This is a genomic window from Streptomyces sp. ISL-99, assembly GCF_018614005.1.
GTDB lineage: Bacteria > Actinomycetota > Actinomycetes > Streptomycetales > Streptomycetaceae > Streptomyces > Streptomyces flavidovirens.
In genome coordinates, this window is the sequence record NZ_JAGGPC010000067.1 from 1 (window position 1) to 19,681 (window position 19,681).

The 19,681-nt window shown below is 66.6% G+C and carries 15 protein-coding genes and 3 pseudogenes; 10 read left to right on the forward strand and 8 right to left on the reverse strand.

Going from position 1 to position 19,681, the window contains the following annotated elements; genetic code table 11:
• Window positions 1-38 precede the first annotated feature (38 nt).
• Complete coding sequence (locus tag J7E91_RS31250) at window positions 39-1,331, reverse strand: IS256 family transposase (RefSeq protein WP_251016525.1); 1,293 nt, start codon at window positions 1,329-1,331, stop codon at window positions 39-41.
• 156 nt (window positions 1,332-1,487) lie between these two features.
• Between J7E91_RS31250 and J7E91_RS31255 the strand changes: the two genes are divergently transcribed.
• The gene (locus J7E91_RS31255) at window positions 1,488-1,643 is read left to right on the forward strand and encodes a hypothetical protein (RefSeq protein WP_214910231.1); all 156 of its coding nucleotides are present in this window, start codon (window positions 1,488-1,490) and stop codon (window positions 1,641-1,643) included.
• 715 nt (window positions 1,644-2,358) lie between these two features.
• Window positions 2,359-3,109 (forward strand): annotated as a pseudogene (locus tag J7E91_RS31260) (transposase family protein).
• Between the two features lie 26 nt (window positions 3,110-3,135).
• Here the strand turns inward: J7E91_RS31260 and J7E91_RS31265 are convergent.
• Window positions 3,136-3,516 (reverse strand): annotated as a pseudogene (locus J7E91_RS31265) (transposase); the annotation flags it as partial.
• A gap of 929 nt (window positions 3,517-4,445) precedes the next feature.
• Here J7E91_RS31265 and J7E91_RS36400 point away from each other — a divergent pair.
• Window positions 4,446-4,778, forward strand: a pseudogene (locus J7E91_RS36400) (ABC transporter substrate-binding protein); the annotation flags it as partial.
• A gap of 25 nt (window positions 4,779-4,803) precedes the next feature.
• Here the strand turns inward: J7E91_RS36400 and J7E91_RS31270 are convergent.
• Entirely contained in the window at window positions 4,804-5,925 is a 1,122-nt protein-coding gene (locus J7E91_RS31270) for an IS630 family transposase (RefSeq protein ID WP_308377512.1), read from the reverse strand.
• An 83-nt stretch (window positions 5,926-6,008) separates the two neighbouring features.
• Window positions 6,009-6,200, reverse strand: a complete 192-nt coding sequence (locus J7E91_RS31275; RefSeq protein ID WP_214910237.1) for a hypothetical protein — start codon at window positions 6,198-6,200, stop codon at window positions 6,009-6,011.
• Window positions 6,201-6,751: 551 nt separating this feature from the next.
• On the opposite strand from J7E91_RS31275, the gene J7E91_RS31280 reads away from it, so the two are divergent.
• Together J7E91_RS31280 and J7E91_RS31285 are read left to right on the forward strand one after the other, a co-directional pair.
• On the forward strand, window positions 6,752-7,792 hold the full coding sequence (locus J7E91_RS31280) for an amidase domain-containing protein (protein ID WP_214910238.1): 1,041 nt from the start codon (window positions 6,752-6,754) through the stop codon (window positions 7,790-7,792).
• Between the two features lie 46 nt (window positions 7,793-7,838).
• Window positions 7,839-8,309 (forward strand): hypothetical protein, encoded by a 471-nt coding sequence (locus tag J7E91_RS31285; protein ID WP_214910239.1) that lies wholly within the window; start codon window positions 7,839-7,841, stop codon window positions 8,307-8,309.
• A gap of 532 nt (window positions 8,310-8,841) precedes the next feature.
• Here J7E91_RS31285 and J7E91_RS31290 read toward each other — a convergent pair.
• Entirely contained in the window at window positions 8,842-9,711 is an 870-nt protein-coding gene (locus J7E91_RS31290) for a helix-turn-helix transcriptional regulator (protein ID WP_214910240.1), read from the reverse strand.
• A 185-nt stretch (window positions 9,712-9,896) separates the two neighbouring features.
• Here J7E91_RS31290 and J7E91_RS31295 point away from each other — a divergent pair, with 185 nt between their 5' ends.
• From J7E91_RS31295 to J7E91_RS31305, 3 genes are all read left to right on the forward strand, one after another.
• Window positions 9,897-10,325 (forward strand): hypothetical protein, encoded by a 429-nt coding sequence (locus J7E91_RS31295; RefSeq protein ID WP_214910241.1) that lies wholly within the window; start codon window positions 9,897-9,899, stop codon window positions 10,323-10,325.
• Window positions 10,326-10,434: 109 nt separating this feature from the next.
• Window positions 10,435-13,470, forward strand: a complete 3,036-nt coding sequence (locus J7E91_RS31300) for a Tn3 family transposase (RefSeq protein ID WP_214910242.1) — start codon at window positions 10,435-10,437, stop codon at window positions 13,468-13,470.
• A 431-nt stretch (window positions 13,471-13,901) separates the two neighbouring features.
• Window positions 13,902-15,014 carry a hypothetical protein gene (locus J7E91_RS31305; protein WP_214910243.1) on the forward strand — a complete coding sequence of 371 codons (1,113 nt, stop codon included), beginning with the start codon at window positions 13,902-13,904 and terminating at the stop codon, window positions 15,012-15,014.
• 97 nt (window positions 15,015-15,111) lie between these two features.
• On the opposite strand, the gene J7E91_RS36405 is transcribed toward J7E91_RS31305, so the two are convergent.
• A complete protein-coding gene (locus J7E91_RS36405; RefSeq protein WP_251016526.1) occupies window positions 15,112-15,678 on the reverse strand; it encodes a hypothetical protein in 567 nt (188 codons plus the stop codon).
• Window positions 15,679-15,683: 5 nt separating this feature from the next.
• Window positions 15,684-16,076, reverse strand: coding sequence for a recombinase family protein (locus J7E91_RS36410; protein ID WP_251016527.1), 393 nt, complete (start codon window positions 16,074-16,076; stop codon window positions 15,684-15,686).
• A 915-nt stretch (window positions 16,077-16,991) separates the two neighbouring features.
• On the opposite strand from J7E91_RS36410, the gene J7E91_RS36415 reads away from it, so the two are divergent.
• Complete coding sequence (locus tag J7E91_RS36415) at window positions 16,992-17,435, forward strand: hypothetical protein (RefSeq protein ID WP_251016528.1); 444 nt, start codon at window positions 16,992-16,994, stop codon at window positions 17,433-17,435.
• Complete coding sequence (gene istB / locus J7E91_RS31320) at window positions 17,432-18,241, forward strand: IS21-like element helper ATPase IstB (protein ID WP_026244149.1); 810 nt, start codon at window positions 17,432-17,434, stop codon at window positions 18,239-18,241. Before J7E91_RS36415 ends, istB begins: the two co-directional genes overlap by 4 nt.
• A 550-nt stretch (window positions 18,242-18,791) precedes the next feature.
• Here istB and J7E91_RS31325 read toward each other — a convergent pair.
• Window positions 18,792-19,271 carry a diadenosine tetraphosphate hydrolase gene (locus tag J7E91_RS31325; RefSeq protein WP_214910245.1) on the reverse strand — a complete coding sequence of 160 codons (480 nt, stop codon included), beginning with the start codon at window positions 19,269-19,271 and terminating at the stop codon, window positions 18,792-18,794.
• Window positions 19,272-19,681: the final 410 nt, after the last annotated feature.

Here is a 19,681-nt window from a genome sequence, read left to right on the forward strand (position 1 = left end):
GGGTCTGTCAAACGAGCGGTGTAACTGGGGTAGTTGGGTTACTGGCGGGCTGCCGACAGGCGGCCGTCGAAGGTGATGTCGAAGGCGTTCAGTGCGGTCTTCCAGCGCATGGTCCAGCGGGCCTGTCCCTTGCCGGTGGGGTCGAGCGACATGATCGCCATGTAGACGCACTTCAGGGCGGCTTGCTCATTGGGGAAGTGGCCGCGGGCTTTGACCGCCCGGCGAATGCGCGCGTTCACCGACTCGATCGCGTTCGTCGTGCAGACGATGCGGCGGATCTCGGTGTCGAACCGCAGGAAGGGAGTGAACTCCTCCCAGGCGTTCTCCCACAGCTTCACGATCGCCGGATACTTCCGGCCCCAGGCGTCGGCGAACTCGGCGAACCGGTCCAGGGCGGCCTCTTCGGTGGGGGCGGTGCAGACGGGCTTGAGGAGCTTGGCGATCTTGTCCCGGTCCTGCCGGGCGGCATAGCGGAAGGAGTTCCGCAGCAAGTGCACGACGCAGGTCTGCACGATCGTCCTGGGCCAGACGGTCTCCACCGCGTCGGGCAGGCCCTTCAGCCCGTCGCAGACGAGCATGAGGACGTCGCTGACGCCGCGGTTCTTGATCTCGGTGAGGATGTGCAGCCAGTGCTTGGCGCCCTCACCGCCGTCGCCGGCCCACAGTCCCAGAATCTCCCGCCGGCCCTCGGTGGTGACGGCCAGGGCCACATATATGGGCCGGTTGGCCACCGCACCGTCGCGGATCTTCACATGGATGGCGTCGATGAAGACGACCGGATAGACGGTGTCGAGCGGGCGGCTCTGCCACTCGGCCATGCCCTCCAGCACCTTGTCGGTGATGGTGGAGATGGTCTGGCGGGAGACCTCGGCGTCATAGACCTCGGCCAGGTGGGCCTGCACCTCGCCGGTGGTCAGGCCCTTCGCGGCCAGCGGGATGACCATCTCGTCGACGCCGGTCAGGCGCTTGTGCCGCTTCTTGACGATCTTCGGCTCGAAGGAGCCGTCGCGGTCGCGGGGCACGGTTATCTCCACCGGACCGACGTCGGTCAGCACCGTCTTGGAGCGTGTGCCGTTGCGTGAGTTGCCACCGTTCTTGCCCGCCGGGTCGTGCTTGTCATAACCGAGATGGTCGGTGATCTCGCCCTCCAAGGCGGACTCCAGCAGCCGCTTGGTCAGCTGCTGCAGCAGCCCGCCCTCGCCGGTCAACTGCAGGCCCTCGGCCTGGGCGCGGCCTACCAGCTCGTCGATCAACTGGTCGTCCACGGCCTTCGCCGACGCAGCCTTCGTGGGCACGGCGGTCTCGAACTCGGACACGTTCTCAGTGGTCATCGATGCATCTTCCATGATCGGGAGTTACACCGAACGATTTACAGTCCCGGACGAAGGCTACCGATGAGTCGAAATGCTCATCGAACTAGACCACTCACCTGGGCATTCACCGGACACTGAGGCGGCCTTCGTCTACGAATAAACGGAGGTTGCACGGTGAAGCGCACCAACAGCTGGCCCTATGCCGTCACCGCGATCGTCGTCCTCGCCATCCAGACGGACTGGGGACCCAAAGACGTACTGCCCCTCGCCGGGACACTGCTCGTCCTGGTCGGTCTGATCCTTACCGTCGGCGGCACACCGCCGCGATGAGGCCGAGCGCTCCGGGGAGGGAGCCGTGCTGCTCGGGGGGTTGGCACGGCTCCCCGACATTGGGGCATCGCAGCCCGCCCGGTCCTGTCAACGGACGCGGCCGCGCTTCCTGTGTACGGCCAGGGCGCAAGTCGCGCGACCCGCGCGGCCGCCACCGTTGGCAAGGTTTGGAATTCCGCATTGGATGGAAACTGGGGCCAAGCGGCAGGCATAGGGTTCGGGCTCGCGTTCGAAAAATCAGTGGAAGGAGCCTGCATCGGTGGAGCTGCCTATCTCACCGGCGGAGTCGGAGCTGCCGCTGCAGCCGTTCCATGCATGGTTGCGGGTGAGTACGCTGGTTCATTCGCCGAAGACCAGACGGTAAAGGCTTGACCCTAGAACATCTGATTGGTGGCGGCACAATAGTGTCGCCCACCAATCAACTTTCCAAAAGGAGGCATGATGAATTTCGCCGCCGAGGGAAAAGGTTGGTGGATCCCTGAAGGGTGGGGCCCGTTTATCTTTTTGACCTCTCTTGCCTGCGTGGCTGCCGTGATCCTATATTATCGACGCAAGTGAAGCAGTGCGGCAATCTCGTGCGTGTTTGCTTAATGGTCAGTGAGCCTTTTCAGCCAGGCCACTGATCGGGTGACGCCGCCGGGGTGCGCAACGCACGAGGCTCCCGTGCCGTTGGGGGAGGTGTTCGAAGTCTCAACCCTCAGGCACAGGAGCCGCGTTGGTTTCCTATCCTGCCGCACTCGACCTGCCCCACGCCCTGGTCGAGTGGGTCACCATGCTCATCGTCACCCGCGAGGGTGACCGCCGCTGCAAACTCCCGCCGCACCAGCGTGCGCTCGTCGGCCTGGTGTACCTGCGCCGGCACGACACCCTCGCCCAGATCGCCGTCGGCTTCGGCATCTCCGTGGGCACCGCCCACGCCTACACCACAGTCGTCGTCGACCCGCTCGCCGACCGCGCCCCCGGACTGCTGCGCGCCCTGCGCGAAGCCGACCCCAACTACGTCCTACTGGACGGCACCCTGGCGGAATGCGACCGGGTAGGCGACAGCCGGGCCGACTATTCCCACAAGCACCGCCGTCACGGAGTGAACGTGCAGGTGGTGACCGACCGGGCCGGACGACTGCTGTGGATCTCGCCCGCACTGCCCGGTCGTGCCCACGACCTGACCACCGCGCGCACCCACCGGATCATCCGGATCTGCGAACGCCAGGGCGTCCCCGTCCTTGCCGACCGCGCCTACATGGGAGCCGGCCCCTGGGTGAACACAGCCCTCAGACGCCCACCCGGGCCGAGACCTCACGCCCACCCAGCAAACTGTCAACCGCGCGCTGTCCGCAGCCCGGGCACCGGTCGAGCGCGGCGTCGCACGGCTCAAGTCGTGGCGGATCTTCCGCAGGTCCCGATGCAGCCCGAATCGAATGTCGTCAATCTCCGCCGCCGTCCTCACCCTGGAGCGGCAACGCTGAAAAGGCTCAGTTATTCATGAACAAGCCCCGCTGGTGCCCGTGTACTGGCGTTGCACCCCGGCGGACCGGACGCCCTTCTTGACGAACCCGGTCTCGTCCACGATCAACACGCCGTCGTCCGCCGCGAGATGCTCCAGTACGTACGAGCGGACCTCGTCACGCACCGCGTCCGCGTCCCAGTCGGCCTGGTTCAACAGCCGCTGCATGCCGTCCGGGCACCGCTCGCCGGCCTGCTCGGCCAGCGTCCAGCCGTTCTTCCGCTCCAGCGGCGCCAACAACCCCCGCAGATACTCGCCCGCCCGACGGCGAGGCTCCGACCTGCGGAAATGCTGACCGATCCGGTCCTGCAGCACCTCCAGCCCCGCTGCCCAGCCCCGCACATCGTCAACCGTGACGTCCCCACCCATGTCCGGCTCAACGAGTGTCCGGCCCACCGGTCACAACAACTGCGGCTGCAGTACTAGCCCGGCGCTATCAGAAATGGAACGTCGACCCAGCGGGCACCGATGCCAAGGTTCGACTCCTCATCTCCCTCGCCGTGCATTCCCTCATACTGGACCGTGCAACCTCAGGAGACCCGCCTGGGAAAGCATATGCGCACAAGCTGTGATCGAAGCTGTGTCGACCAATCCGGTTCACGAGCTATTCGCATCTCTTCCCCCACTGAGCGCCGAAGACGCAGAGCAAGTCCAAGCTCTCAAACTGATGAGCTACCATCCGGGGTCGAGTTTCAGTCCCACTGCCACTGGAAAATACTGGGCATACCTCATCACAACCGCAGCCATGCTGATCGAGCACGTGAGTGAAATGGTTGACGATGAATTTCCCAACTGCGGCCACATTCTGTCCACTCGCCCATAGGCTCCTCCCTATGCCAGCAGACTCGCCGCTCGTCTAAAAGCACCTCAAAAGAACTGGGGAAGCTGCCAGACCATCTCCAGGGCCGCGACATAATTCATCCCGGTCTTCTTGATCCGACAAACATCCCAACCAGATCGGCGTATAGTTCCACAGCTCCCCCATCCCCACGGGCCGCAGCTTGTCCTCTGCCTCACCCAGTTCTGGCTGGCCAAGGCCGCCTGACTACTCGTCGGCCTGTGGGTCGTCCTGGACGCCGGACTGCTCGTGCCAGCTGGTGAACTCCCGGTTCGCCACCTACCCCGGCCTTGCGGTATCAATGTGCCGGCATCGGACTGCCCTACTGCGGTGGTGTGCTTGGGAAGCTTCTGCGGCACGGTGGGCTCGCTGTGGGGCCAGGGCAAGACAGTGTCCCCCAGGGTGGGCCGCCCCCGAATGAGCCCCACCATGCTGGTACGCCTCGTGTCGTACCAGGCGTCACAGCGTCGTCGCGCGCGCCGCTGCAGGCAGGGCCGACGCCCTCGGCCTGCCGGTCCTTTGCTCGTCAGCAGTTCTCGACGCGCTCACCGAACAGCCGACGGAATGGGTCGCGCGCCTCTCCTCGCCGCAGTCCCGCGGCTGGCAGGTCTACGCGGACTTCCTCCTCGGCGTGGGCCACCGTCGCATCGCCGTAGCAGCCCAGCCGAGCGTCTACTGGGCAACCGGTACCCGCATTTTGCGGGACCACCTCGCTGCACGCGGCGGCACCGTCGTCGAACTCGACATGAGCGCGCTCACCCCCGCGGACGTGTGCGATGAACTCGCCGACAATAGACCGCGTAGGTTCGCCGGGTTGTTCAGGCCTCGGCGGCGAGGGGGCGGCCGCCCCAGCGGATGCCTCTCTCGCTGCGGATGCGGGCGCGTTCCTTGCGTTCGGCGGCCAGGACGTCGCGGTGGCGGGCGTTGGCGTTGCGCCACCGGAGGTAGGCGTGCAGGGCCCGGGTCTGGACGGTGTGGTTCGGGTGATTCGAATTGGCGATGGTGAACTGCCTCAGCGGTCCGAAGTGGGCTTCGATCGGGTTGGCCCAGGAGGCGTAGGTCGGGGTGAAGCACAACTCGACCTTGTTCTTCCCCGCCCAGCGGCGGATGTCAGTGCCCTTGTGGGCGGACAGGTTGTCCATGATCACGTAGATCGGTGCTCCGTCGGGCCGGGCGGCGCGGATCGACTTCAGCGCGGCCAGCGTGTTCACGGCACCTTTCCTGCGGCGGTTGACACCCCACAGGCGGTCGTCGCCGACCGAGTAACAGCCGTGGAAGTACCGGACCCCGTGGGTGCGGTGATAGGTAGCCGGCAGCCGGTTGGGGTGTCCCTGGCCGGCCCAGCCCGAGCCTGCGGTGGGCCGGATTCCGAGGGGGCCGAACTCGTCGAACGCGAAGACCCGGTCCGGGAAGCGGTCCAGGACCTCCTCGATCCGGTCCAGTTTTACCTCACGGCGGGGATCGGGAGATTCCTTCCACGTCTTGGTGCGCTGGAAGGTGACGCCGCGACGGGCGAGGAGGCGGCGTAATGCCTCGCGGCCTAGGCGGATGGTCCGGCCGTGGACTTTGCGCAGGTAGGCGGCGAGTTTGCGCAGTGACCAGCGGATGAAGGGCTGGCCGAGCTTGATCGGGCGGGTGGTGGCCGCCTGGATGACGAAGTTCTCGTCGTCAGTGCTGAGCAGGCGGGGACGGCCTCCCGCCCACTGAGGGGCCAGGCAGGCGAGGCCGATCTCGTTTAACCGGTGGATGACATCGTGGACGGTGTCCTCGTCAGCCTGCACCAGCTGGGCGATCATCGGAACCCGGTTCCCCACGGCCGAGGCCAGCAGCATCATCGCGCGTCGGTAGCGCACCGAACTGGTGCTGCCCCGGCGCACGATCTGCTGCAGCCGCTGTCCCTCTTGATCGGTCAGTCTGCGCACACGGACAGGCTCGGCCACCGCACCTCCAGCGGTCGGATCGGACATCACCGCACATCCAACCGCTAGGACCGCCGGCCCGGCGAACATTCTCCGCCGGAGCACTACTTGTCGCGCATGGCCTCGATGTCGGCGGCCAGCGCGGCCACGTCGCGTGCCTGCGTGTAGAACTTGCTCGCGTACTCGTCGCTGATCGCCGGAAGAACCTTCTCGAACACCCCCACCAACCGGATCAGGGGCTGTGCGGCAAGGTCCCAGTCGCACCCCTGGAACGGACCCAGGGCACGCCCAAGCACGCAGACCCCAACCCGGTGAACCTATGCGGTCACAGCACTAGGAGCCGCCTCTGACACTCGGGCCCCCAAAATCCCGATCCGAATCCCATTCGGCGTAATGGAAGAAGAGAGCATTCACCGAGAGGGAGCATTAGTAGGGGGAAAAGAATCCTTCATGCAGTCCGGGCAGGTTCGGCAGCGCATGAAATTTCGGGTGGGTGCGTACTGGCCGATCCGCCCTGAACGGGTGAACTGCCCGGAAGGCGGGGAGCCGTCCCTCGTCATCGATTGCCTCGGTGCAGACATCGATCCCTGCGCACAAGGTCATTTGTCGGCCAGCGCGGCACTGGTTTCGGACAGGTTCGTTTGGCGCTGCCACCGTTTCTCCTGCCTGAGCATCTTTGACCGTGACCAGTCATCCAGCTCATGGGGGAAGCATGCGCATGCGCGCATCGCACAGACGCATCCTTGTCACGGCATTAGCCGCGGCACTGACATCCGTAGGTGCCACGGCATCAGCGGATACCGCTGACCGGCCGACAGCAGCGCCGGATGCGGACCATCTGTCTCAGTTGGCCGAGAGCTACCTTCAGCAGCGGGCCGACGCGGTGACGACGAACGCGGTGCGGTTGCGTTCGGCCGACGTCCTTTCCGCGGCCACCGAGCCGATGAAGACGGCGCTGAGAAGTGACCTCACCGCACTGGCCCGGAAGGGCAGTCTCTACAAGGAGGTTGATGGGGGCTACACCCGCGCAGAGGTCGATGTGGCGGTGGTAGACACGACCACCGACGGGGACACCACGACCGCACGCGTCACCGAGGACGCACGCCTCTACCTGCCGTTCACCGCGGAAGAGGTGGCCGACGGGGCGCCGGAGTACGAGGAGTACTCGGTCCCCCACACCATGACCTTCACACGGGACGCGTCCGGCACGTGGCTGCTCGCATCGGACAAGGCGGAGCTCGAGGGCGGCCCCCTGCCGAGCACGCAGATCGCTGAACCTGCCGACGCCCCGGCTCCGGACTCAGCCGATGAGGGTGACAAGGGTGCACCCTCCGAGACCGCCGAGCTGCCGGTCGGCTCGGTCCCGCCCAAGGAGGGCATGGAGCCCCAGGCTTCCGTAGCCGCGTCGTACAACTACAGCGCGATGGTTCGCTACGCCGACAAGCACTGGAAGTCTGCGAGCGATGACTACCGTACGTACGGCAACGACTGCACGAACTTCATCTCCCAGGTGATGCGGGCTGGCGGTTGGCGGATGACTTCGGGCAGCTTCGCCAGTCGCAAGGACAACAAGAAGTGGTTCTACGCGAGCCACACCTGGACCACGAGTTACACCTGGGCCGGTGCTGAGAACTGGTACTGGTTCGCGCTGAAGTACTCCCACCGGACCAAGTCCCTTAACAATGTGTGGAAGCTCGGCCTCGCCGACGTGCTGCAGGCGAACTGGAAGCCCCGGAGGGACAACATCATCGACCACACCATGGTCGTAACGAAGAAGTACAGAGGCACCCCCTACCTCACCTACCACACCGGGAACACCCACAACAAAAGTCTCCGCAAGCTCCTCGCGGACTCTCCGAACGCGGCCTGGTACGCCCACCGGACGTGAAGACCGCCTGCCTACCCAGTCAGGCTGAACCACCTGTGAGGGACACATGAAGAGGCGCTACTTCGCCGGCGTCACCCTTGCCGCGCTGCTCGCGCTGACCGGCTGTGACAACGGCGGCCCCGCGCCGAAGGCGAGGGGTGACCGCGAGACGGTCGAGGCGTACATCGCCGCCCTCAACGACCGCGACACGGGCGCGCTGCTCAAGCTGGACGGGACAACGGGTCCCGACGCCGAGCGGGACGCACAGAAGATCGTCAAGGAGAAGGGCGGCCGCGGCCTCAAGGTCGAGGACATCCGGATCAGCTATGGCTTCGGCCCGGATGTCGGCTCCGCGAAGATCACCGCCAAAGACAGCAAGGGCGGCGACTACAGCGAGAATCTGACCATTACCCGCGATGACGGAAAGTGGTACCTCACCATCCTGCCCGCGCCGAAGCAGGACCCGAGCGGAAAGACGCCTGCCGAGACCAGTACGCCGTCCGACGGAGCAGGCCCATCGAAGCCCGTGTCCGGCTGATACCTCGCCCAATGCCTGCCCATAGCAGGCACAAGTAAGGGACCTGAATCGACGGCTGCGCACGTGGTTTGGACCTGGTTGCTTCGCCTCGTCGTTATGCGACGGGGCGAAGCGCTGCCAGCGAGGGCCGGTTTGGCCCGTCTCACTCCCGCTCTTCCGGGGCGCGCCCATGCCTCCAGAATCCGCCGACAAACACTGATCTTGATGTATGGCCCGGCGCACGGACGGGTTCTCACCACCGAAGCGATATATGGGGAGGTGCTGCGTGAGGCCGGGTGAAGTTACCAGCTGACCGACGACGTGGACGAGAGAGGGAGGCGCATCGCGCTGGCCTGCGGCCACCCTGGACAGTCCTGACCAGCCCGAACGATCGGCGGATTATCGGGTGGCCCGAAAATCCTCGTTCCGTGGGGGACGACGACGTGCCCCCCCAGGCCACGAAGACGCCGACTCCGCCGTCCTCATGGCCAATTACGTGATCTTTGAGCTGGGGAATTACGCGACCGTCGACAGCCTTCGCCCGGGGCGTAAATCATGGCCAGCTCGCTGCGTCGATGTACGACCTGGCGGCGTCGGTGATGAAGTCGCGGCTGCTGTCAGGGTTGAGAGCCTGGGCCTGGAGGTGGTCGTACATCATGCTGTAGTGCTGCACGTCGGGTGGCTTCTCCAGATAGAGATCGCTGGTGAAGCGTTCCAGGTACACCACAGCCTCGGGGCTGTCGGCGAACCTTAGGATGGGGAACTGTCCCGAGAGTCCCGGGTGGGCTCCCGCGTCGTAGGGGAGGACCTGCACGGTGATGTGCGGCTCGAGGCTGATCGCGTGCAGGTGCTCCAGTTGCTCGCGCATGATGGCGGGGCTGCCGACGACGCGGCGCAGGGCCGGTTCGTCCAGGACGACCCACAGACGCAGCGGGCGGGCCGGGTCGTAGATCTGGTGCTGGCGGCGCATCCGCACCTTGAGGCGCGTGGCGGCCTGTTCGACGGTGAGCAGGGGGATCGTTTCCCCGATGACGGCCTGGGCGTAGGCGGGGGTCTGCAGCAGAGCGGGCATCACCAGGGGCTCGTAGGCGTGAAGGGAGGCGGCATCCGTCTCCAGGCCGATGTAGACGCTTTGGGGGATATCCCCGTAGACGTTCCACCAGCCTGGCTGTGCGGATTCTCTGGCCATCCGCATCAGTGACTCGATGAGCTGCTGGTCCGTCACGCCGTAGATCGCGCACAGATCGCGTACGTCGCGGGGGCTGATCGTGCGACGGCCGTTCTCCAGGTGACTGATCTTGGGCTGGGAGACCATGAGCCGCTCCGCCGCTTCAGCGCTTTTGAGTCCACTGGCCAGGCGGAGCCGGCGGAGCTCGGCTCCCAGGCGGCGCTTTCTGACGGTGGGATTGCTGTTCGCCGCCACGGGCGGTGTACCTCCGTTCCAAGTCGCTGCCCCGGCCCGCAGATTGCCATGGAGCCGAGCTTGTCGATCAAGCGCCGGGCCGTCGTGTTCATGGTGACGAGGCCGCGCCAGCGATTGCGGGTGTCTTGTTCGCTGTCGAGCCACCGGGCTCCGGAAGTTTGATCGAGGGGCTTGTCCGCCATGAAGTGAGCGATGTCGACGTAGTAGGCGTAGTCGCCGCCGCGGGTGAGGTCGCGCAGCCGGGAGATTACAGCGCTGACCTTGTCGTGGTCGTCCTGGACGGCGTGGTGGAAACACACAGCCAGTTCCAGCGTGGCTTGTGCGGCTGTCAGGCCGGCGTCGCTGGTTCCGGCGCGCAGCAGGCGTACGGGCTCGAGGCTGCTGATGGCCCCGGCGTCCCGGACGAGGGCGGCGATCTTCGTGGTGAGGGTAGTGGCCCGGAGGTCGAGTCCCGTCAGTGGTTGGTCGGCGAGGTGGAGTTCGTCGTCGGCGGCGTCGGGGTCGGTGAAGGCGAGGACGAAAGCGCGCTGGGCCTGGCTGGTGGCGCGCTCGCCGGCGATGTTGTGCTGCTCGGCCTGGTCCCGGGCGGCGGTGTAGGCCCTGCTCTCGTATAGCTACGGCGAACGGACATGTAGCGCTGTGTGACTTCCGTGGCCTCGTTTCCCCTGGCTGGGCGCCTCGTTGAGCTGAACGAGTGATCTCGGTTGGGGCGGAGGGACACGGGTGCGGCAGGACTGGGATCCGGAGGACCTGATCGATGTCTGGACGCTGCTCGAAGACGACATGAGGAGGGTGCGGAACAAGTCCGGGGCGACCCGGCTCGGATTCGCGCTGCTGCTGAAGTTCTTCGAGGTGGAGGCACGATTTCCGGAGGCAGCCAAGGAGGTCCCGGCCGCCGCGGTGGAGTACGTGGCCCAGCAGGTGAGGGTGCCGGCGGAGGCGTGGGCGGCGTACGACTGGCAGAGCAAGGCGATCCAGCGGCACCGGGGCGAGATCCGCGCGGTGTACGGGTTCCGGGCGAACGCCGAGGAGGACCAGGACCGGCTGGCCGGGTGGCTGGCCACGGAGCTGTGCCCGGTGGAGTTGTCCCGGGACCGGCTGGCGGCCGCGGTGGTGGCCCGCTGCCGCAATGACCAAATCGAGCCCCCGGCGCCGGGGCAGGTCCGTCGCCTGGTGGGCAAGGCGGTCAAGGACTTCGAGGCGCGGTTCTGCCGCAGCACGCTGGACCGGCTCAGTCACGCGACCCGCTCACGGCTGGAGGACCTGATCGCGGGCGACACGGAGGAGGGAGCCGACGGCGAGGGCATGGTGGGCGGCGGGGGCCGGTCGCACTTCACCGAGTTGAAGACCGACCCGGGCGCGCCGGGCCTGGAGAGTCTGCTGGCGGAGGTGAACAAGCTGGAGCGGGTGAGACGGCTGGAGCTGCCCGCCGACTTGTTCGCGGACGTGTCGGAGAAGCTGGTGGACGCCTGGCGGGCGCGGGCGTCGAAAGAGTATCCGGCGAACCTGGAGCGGATGAAGCCGCCGCGGCGCCTGACGCTGCTGGCCACGCTGTGCCATGTCCGGCAGACGGAGATCACCGACTCGCTGGTGGACCTGTTCATTCAGCTCGTATTGAAGATCAACACGCGTGCGGAGCGGAAGGTCGAGAAGGAGCTGAACGCGGAGCTGAAGAAGGTCCGCGGCAAGGAGGGGATGCTGCTGCGGGTCGCGGAGGCGGCGCTGTCGGAGCCGTCCGGCACGGTGCGGCGGGTGATCTTCCCGGTGGTCGGCGGGGAGAAGACGCTCAAGGCGCTGGCGGCGGAGGCCGCGGCGAACGAGGCCCGCTACAAGGCCCGGGTGCGTACGGTCCTGCGGTCGTCGTACTCGGCGCACTGGCGGCGGATGCTCTCGCCGCTGCTGAAGGCGCTGGAGCTGAAGTGCAACAACACCTCCTACCGGCCGGTGATGGACGCGATCGACCTGCTGAAGCGGTATTTGGAGCAGCCGCTGAAGGAGGGCGCGGTCTTCGACCCGGCGGAGACGGTGGCGCTGGAGGGTGTGGTGCCCGAGCAGTGGCGGGCGGCGGTGGTGGACGACAAGGGCCGCGTCGAGCGCATCCCGTACGAGCTGTGCGTGCTCGTGTCGCTGAGGGACGCGCTGCGCCGGCGGGAGATTTGGGTGGTGGGCGCCAACCGGTGGCGTAACCCGGGGGACGACCTGCCCGCAGACTTCGAGGACAACCGGGACGTCCACTACGCCGCGCTGGGTCAGCCGCAGGACGCCGGCGAGTTCATCACTGCTCTCCAGAGCAAGCTCAGGTCCTCGCTGGACCGCTTCGAGCGGGCCCTCGCGGAGGGCACCACGGGCGGGGTCGCGATCGTCAAGAAGCACGGCGAGCCGTGGATCCGGGTCTCGCCGCGCGGCAAACAGGAGGAGCCGGAGTCTCTGGTCGGGATCAAGGGCGAGATCGAGTGGCGCTGGGGCACCATCGACCTCCTGGACATCCTGAAGTACGCCGAGTTCGACACCGGCTTCATCGCCGAGTTCACCTCGGTCGCCACCAGAGAGAACCTGTCGAAGGACGTGCTGCGGCGCCGGCTGCTGCTGGTGCTGTTCGGGCTGGGCACCAACATGGGCATCAAGCGGGTCGCGGTGACCGGCAAACACGGCGAGTCCGAGGCGACCCTGCGCAGGGTGCGGCACCTGTTCGTCAACCGGGCCAACATGCGTGCCGCGCTGGTGAAGCTGGTGAACGCCACCTTCGCCGCCCGGGACGAGATGTGGTGGGGCACCGGCACGGCGTGCGCGTCCGACAGCCGCAAGTTCGGCTCCTGGTCCTCGAACCTGATGACCGAGTGGCACCAGCGCTACCGCGGCCCCGGCGTGATGATCTACTGGCACGTCGAGCGGAAGTCGGTGTGCATCTACTCCCAGCTCAAGTCCTGTTCGGCCTCCGAGGTCGCCTCGATGATCGAGGGCGTACTGCGGCACTGCACCGACATGGAAGTGGACCGGCAGTACACCGACACCCACGGCGCGTCCATCGTCGGTTTCGCCTTCGCCCACATGCTCGACTTCAAGCTGATGCCCCGCCTGAAGAACATCGGCTCCGCGAGGCTGTACCGGCCGGCCGCCGGGGAGGACGAGACCTGGCCTCACCTCGCGCCGGTGCTGTCCACCAAGACGATCAACTGGGACCTGATCCGCCAGCAGTACGACCAGGTCGTGAAGTACACCACCGCCCTGCGCCTGGGCACCGCCGAGGCCGAGCAGGTCCTGCGCCGCTTCACCGGCGGCGGCCCCAAGCACCCCACCTACCAGGCGATCGAGGAACTGGGCCGGGCCGTGCGCACGGCGTTCGTCTGCGACTACCTCGCCGACGTCGAACTGCGGCAGGAGATCCACGAGGGATTGCAGGTCGTCGAGAACTGGAACTCCGCGAACAAGGACCTCTTCTACGGCAAGGACGGCGACCTGGCCGGGCAGGACAAGGAGTCCCAGGAGGTCAGCATGCTCGCCCTCCACCTGCTCCAGTCCGCTCTCGTCCACGTCAACACACTGCTGATGCAGCAGGTCCTCGCCGATCCGAAGTGGGCAGACACGCTCACCGACGCCGACCGGCGGGCACTGTCCCCGCTGTTCTGGACCCACGTGAACCCCTACGGCCGGTTCGAGTTGGACATGAACAGGCGCCTCGACCTGGACCTGACCGCCAAGGCAGCCGCAGTGCCGTGGCCGCGCACCGCCGAGGGTGAACCGGCTTCGGCCTCCGCGTGAGGGGACCAGCTCGGGGCGCAACACCGAATCGCTCCGCAAGCCTCACTCGATCGAGGAGGCTTGCGGAGCGAGCAGTGGGTAAAGGGTAGGATGGCGGATTCCGTTGAGCCGGTTGTGCCGCTTGATAGCGACGATGCCCGGGTGGAGATGCTGCGATCTCGCCTGGGCAAGAAGAGCCTGACTCGCCTGCCCCTCACCCCGCCCAGGATCAGGTGGCGTGAATCTCATATGCCGCTAATCTGGAACAAAGACACCCAACAGCAGGACACTCCGCGGCTACAAGGCAAGGCCGTTCGCTAGAGGGGTTGAGCGCAGCGAACGCGGCTGTTGACGAGGCAATAAGTGCACCCGGCAGGACCGGTCTGGGCGTAGTGAACCTCCGGGGCGAAGCTATCGGCTCACATGGGCCAAATTTTCAGGAAGGCCGAGACATGGCAGCGCAGCAATTTTTCGTCGACTGGACGTTCCGCAACGACGTGAAGACCCGGGCCATCGGAACCCTGGGCGGCCATAGGGTGACGCTCACCGGGGAGGGCGCCGCGGCAACGCCGGCAGTGAGCCCCTTGGGCGCCGCTTACCTCCACCAGGACTGGCAGCAATTTGGGTTGGTGCAATTCAGCCCGCCACTTCGCACCTCAGACATGATAGAAATCGTCGGCCTTGCCGGCCATTCCTTCAAAGTCGTATTCGAAACTGACGTGCAGGACATCGTCCTTCACCTGGGGTCGCTCGCCTCAACCCTGGTGTTCACGAACCTTCCGGCGGGTACGACAGTCACCAAGCTCAGCGGCGACGATGACTTCAAGGTTGTCGACGGCAACAAGGTCGTAGGCAAGTATGTGCCTTTCAGTGACGGAGTCAGTGACTCCAACGGCAGCGTTCAGCTAAAGGGGCTCCAGCCCTTCAGCTCGATTGCCTTCACCCTCGAACCGCTTCCCACCGTCTCAGGGCACGACGGCGTACACCTCCAGATCGGCGGGACGGTAGAACCGCTTCAGTTCGTCGACTGGACGTCCCGCAATGATGAGAAGACCCGGGCCATCGGAGCCCTGGACGGCCAAAGGGTGACGCTCACCGGGGAAGGCGCCGCGGCAACGCCGGCAGTGAGCCCCTTGGGCGCCGCTTACCTCCACCAGGACTGGCAGCAATTTGGGTTGGACTCCTTCACCCCGCAACTGCCCTACTCAGACATGATGGAAATCGTCGGCCTTGCCGGCCATACCTTCAAAGTCAAATTCGAAGCCGAGATGAAGAACCTCGTCTTCCACCTGGGGTCGCTCGCCTCAACCCTGGTGTTCACGAACCTTCCGGCGGGTACGACAGTCACCGAACTGAGCGGCGACGATGACTTCAAGGTCGTCGACGGCAACAAGGTCGTAGGCCAATATAAGCCTTTCAGCGGCGGGGTCAGTGACTCCAACGGCACCGTTCGCCTCAGCGGGCCCCGGCCCTTCAGCTCGATTGCCTTCACCCTCAAACCAAATCCCCCCGTCTCAGGGCACGACGGCGTACACCTCCAGATCGGCGGGACGCCTACCGTCTGAGCTGAGCTCGGACAGCGAACCGCAACGCAATGCCCGTCCGGTCGAGCAGCTGTCCGGCCCCGGGGATCAATCGAACCGTGGTTGGCGCTGAGATTGATCATGGTCCGGCTGTTGCAGCCTGAAGGGCGTTGACGCGGTTCTCGTACTCGCGGCGGGCCTTGCGCTGGGCCGGGACCGCCGGAGCGCCCGGGCCGCCGTCGAGCGGCTGGCAGCGGGCGAGGAGTCGGTGGTGCACGGCCAGGACGGCGGTGACGCGCAGGGTGTAGCCCTGGCCGCGCCGTACGGTCACGCCCTGGTCGAGCGCGGATCGCTCGGCATCGTCCAGGTCTGCGGCGCGGAGGAAGTCGGCGACCTTGCCCGGCATGTCGAGGGTGACCGGCAGCTCAGGGGCGGCGGCCTCCTCGGTGGCGGTGTTGTCGGGGAGGAGGTCGGCGACGGCCGTGCGGATCGCGCCGCGGCTGACTCCGTGCTCGTCGCGGGAGAGGGCGGCGATCGAGCGCCCCTCCAGGTACGCGGTGCGCACGTCGCCGGTCTTCGTGGTCGCCACGGCGGGGCGGTGGCCGCCCTTGCTGCCCTTGGCCTCGGCGGCGCGCAGTCCGTCGTAGGTCAGCTCGCGCTGGAGGTCGCGTTGGAGTTCGCCGGCGGCGGCGAGGGTCTGCACCATGAACTTCACGGTGGAGAGCAGTTCGCCGGTTCGCCGGTGCGCGGGTGGCGGGCGGTGAGGTCCATCGCGGAGAACGCGCCGTCGTGGATGCGCAGTGCTACCTGCTCGCGGTGGAGGACGTCGAGCACATCGAGGATGTGCCCGGTCCCGCGTACGAGGCGGAACATCTCGGAGATGTGGACGGTGTCGCCCGGCCGCGCGTACGTCAGCAGCTCGCGGAACTTCGGGCGCTGGAGGGGGTGGAGGCGGCTGGAGGTGCCCGGGTCCTCCTCGAAGACGACCGGGTCCTCGATGTCGGCCTCGTCCAGGACGAGGTTCTGCCGGGCGGTGGACTGCTGGTCGGTCGAGACTGATGGCGCTTCTTGAATCTCCCCACGTGCTGCTAAGGGGTGGGGCAAACCTGCTCTGTTGATCTCCCCATCCATCGTGTGATCTTGCCCGGTGTATCGTCGTATATCGCGGTTGGTCCGGAAAGCCTGCGTGCGCAAGTTCGGCCTGTTCGGGGGCCTGGATGTTTACGCGGGAGGAAGACGTGGATGCTCATGCACTGCGTCGGCAGGGATGGACGATCTCGGCGATCGCCCGGCATCTGGGCCGGGACCGCAAGACGATCCGGGCCTATCTGAATGGTGAGCGGACCGCGGGCCAGCGGCGTCAGGCGCCGGACGCGTTCGTGCCGTTCCTTCCGTACTGCCGGCAGCACCTTGCTGACGACCCGCACCTGTGGGCATCCACGCTGTTCGACGAGGTGGTGGGGCTCGGCTATGAGGGTGCGTACTCGACGTTCACCCGCGCCCTTCGCCGCTATCGGGTCCGGCCGCACTGCGAGCCTTGTCATGCCTCGAGCGGCCGCAATGTCGCGGTGATCGCGCATCCGCCGGGCGAGGAGAGCCAGTTCGACTGGCTGGAGTTGCCCGATCCGCCCGAAGGGTGGGGGGTGGGTGGGCACGCGCATCTGCTGGTCGGGGCCCTCGCGCATTCGGGCCGGTGGAGGGCGGTGCTGGCGGAGTCGGAGGACGTCCCCCATTTGGTCCAGGCCCTGGACGATGTCGTGCGTAAGCTGGGCGGAACTGCCCGCCGGTGGCGCTTCGACCGGATGGCCACGGTCTGCTATCCCTCCAGCGGCCAGGTCACCGCGGCGTTCGCCGCCGTCGCCAAGTACTACGGGGTCGGGGTGGACATCTGCCCGCCCCGCCGCGGCAACCGCAAGGGAGTGGTGGAGAAGGCCAACCACTCGGCCGCGCAACGCTGGTGGCGCACAGTTCCCGACGGCCTCACGGTCGTGCAGGCCCAGGCCGTTCCCGGCCGAGCTGGTGGTCGAGCGGACCGTCAGCCCGCAGAGCCTGGTCGCTTTCGACGGCAACTTCTACTCCGTCCCGCCCGGCCTGCCCGGCGTCCAGGTCAAGGTCCTGCACCGGCTCGGCGAGGACGACCTGCGGATCGTCACCGCCGGCCGGGCCGTCGTCGCCTGTCACCGCCGGGCCCCGCAAGGCGCCGGACAGACCGTCCGGGACAGCGGACACGTCATTGCCCTGGAAAGGGCGGTGCTGTCCTCGTTCTCCGACCGGGCTCCCTGCAAGACCAAGGTCCGCAAACCACCGTCAGCCGCAGCCCTGGCCGAAGCCGAGCGCCTGCGCGAAGGACCGGCCACCGGCAGTTCAGCCGAACGGGTCGTGATCGACCTGACCCACTATGCCGCCGTGGCCGACCGGCTGCGGAGTGTCCCCTCACCGAAGCAGGAGGAGAACCCGGAGTGAGTACGTCACCGATGCAGGTGAGCGAAGCCCGCCGATTCCAGCAGCTCAGAGGCCACCTATCCTACCTCAAACTCAACGACGCAGCAGAGGCGTTGAACAGGGTCCTGGACCAGGCCCGCACCGAGCGAATGTCACTGACCGCAGCCCTGGAACGGCTCCTGGAGATCGAGGTCGAGGCCACCGAAGCCCGCAAACTCGCCGCCCGGGAACGGTTCGCCTGCCTGCCCGAGCCCTGGACTCTGGCCGACTTCGACTTCGCAGCCCAGCCCGGCGTCGACGAGAAGCTGATCCGCGACCTGGCCACCCTCCGCTTCCTCGACGACGCCTCCAACGTGCTGTTCGTCGGCCCGCCCGGAGTGGGCAAAACCATGCTGTCGGTCGCCCTTGGACGAGCGGCCGTCGACGCCGGCCACCGCGTCTACTTCACCACCGCCGCCGAACTCGCAGCCAAGTGCCACAAGGCCGCCCTCGAAGGCCGCTGGAAGACCTGCATGCGGTTCTTCGCAGGCCCGAAGCTTTTGATCATCGACGAGCTCGGCTACCTGCCGCTGCCCGAGGATGGCGCCTCGGCCCTGTTCCAGGTGATCAACCAGAGGTATCTCAAGTCCAGCACGATCCTCACGACCAACGTCGGGATCGCCGACTGGGCCGGAGCCTTCGGTGACGCCACCGTCGCCGCCGCCATGCTCGACCGGCTCCTGCACCGAGCCGCCGTCGCCGGCATCGACGGACCCTCCTACCGACTTCGCGGCCACCAGAACCAGGCCGACGCCATGCGCAAGGGAGTCAACGCACGTGTCTCCTGACCCCAACCACCACGACGACCAGCTTGCCCCCAGACCCGCCAACTGCCCCGTCTGTGAGAGCGAGTTCATGCCGAGCCCGAGACAGATCTACTGCTCTCCCCGCTGCAAGAGTGCCGCCCACCGACGCGCTCCCGCCGGCCTGGCTGCCCACACCTGCCCGGTCTGCGAGAGAATCTTCACCGCCAACCCCCGACTCCGACAGGTCTACTGCTCGCCGGAATGCCGTCGCGAGTCGGAAAGGCAACGCAACCGGATCCGCGACGAGGAACGAGCACGACGCCTCGGGGAACACCCCCGAGCCCTTCCGCCCGTCCCGCAGCCGACGGCTCCCGGAACCATCGACCCCCTGGCACCGACGGCCGTCCGGAACTGTCCTCACTGTGACCAGCCCGTCACGATTGTCGCCCTGCTCGCCACCCAGGAAGCCGCCCGCCCCACGATCACCAACCGCGTCACCGACATCGTCCCGCTCAGACGCCTGCAGTGAGCATCGGCTGACCGTCACCGATCACCGGGCCCGCCGACCTGACGGTCGGCGGGCCCGCAACAGTCAGGTCCCCGATCGCAGCCGGTCCAGCTCGCTGCCGATCGCTTCCCGCAGTACGTCATGCCGCGGACCGAGCCTGAACTGCTCGTCACTCCACCGTTCACGCGGATAGAGCCACACAGGCTTGCCCACCACATCGGCCGGCTCCCACTCGAACCGGGGCCAGACATGCGCATGCAAGAACGGGTCCGTGTTCCCCAGGATCTCCAGGTTGACCCGGCGGAAAGCCGGGTCCAGCCGCCGACAGGCACGCTCGACGGCTTCACCGAGCTGATCCATGTCAGACAGGAACGACAGCCGCTTCGCCCTCGGCAGGTCCGACAGCCGCTGCACACCCGGTTCGTCCACCAGCAGAACCGAGTAGCCCGGCAAGAACTGAACATCCCCGATCACCGCGAACCCCGACGTCAACCGTCGCAGCACGGTCGGGTTCTCGCTCCTCAGCGCAGCCCCGATCCGGTCCATCCGCCAGTCACCTGTCATGGCCAAAACCTACATTCTGGTGATCAAGGACCGCTCTTCGATCCCCATCCTCCTCACACACTTCAAAGACCAAGCAAGTGGGGCGAGGAGCGGCCCCGGCCGTTTTCAAAGATCCCCATCAAGACCCGCTTGTAGACCAGGTTCGCCACCGAAGGGCCCCTTCCGTGCGGAGGATCGGACCCTACCTGTCGTCAAACCCTGTCGGCAATCGCCATCGGATCTGATTGGATTCGAGCCGCCGCGAACCCCCTGATTGCACGGGTTCATTCGACGCGTCGGCTGCCTGTCGGCAAACGATCGTTATCGGACACCACCGCTCGCACCATCAGCCTGCCCCCGCCAGTAGGCGAGGTTGGCCCGAGCCTCCAGGGTGTCGGGGTGGTCGGGGCCTAGGGCCTGTGTGATGTCGT

Bases quoted from the DNA above. Each gene is read 5' to 3' on its own strand.
- J7E91_RS31250 (WP_251016525.1), bottom strand. From the start codon at position 1,331: ATGACCACTGAGAACGTGTCCGAGTTCGAGACCGCCGTGCCCACGAAG.
- J7E91_RS31285 (WP_214910239.1), top strand. From the start codon at position 7,839: ATGAAGAGGCGCTACTTCGCCGGCGTCACCCTTGCCGCGCTGCTCGCG.
- J7E91_RS31305 (WP_214910243.1), top strand. From the start codon at position 13,902: ATGGCAGCGCAGCAATTTTTCGTCGACTGGACGTTCCGCAACGACGTG.
- J7E91_RS36405 (WP_251016526.1), bottom strand. From the start codon at position 15,678: ATGGTGCAGACCCTCGCCGCCGCCGGCGAACTCCAACGCGACCTCCAG.
- J7E91_RS31325 (WP_214910245.1), bottom strand. From the start codon at position 19,271: ATGACAGGTGACTGGCGGATGGACCGGATCGGGGCTGCGCTGAGGAGC.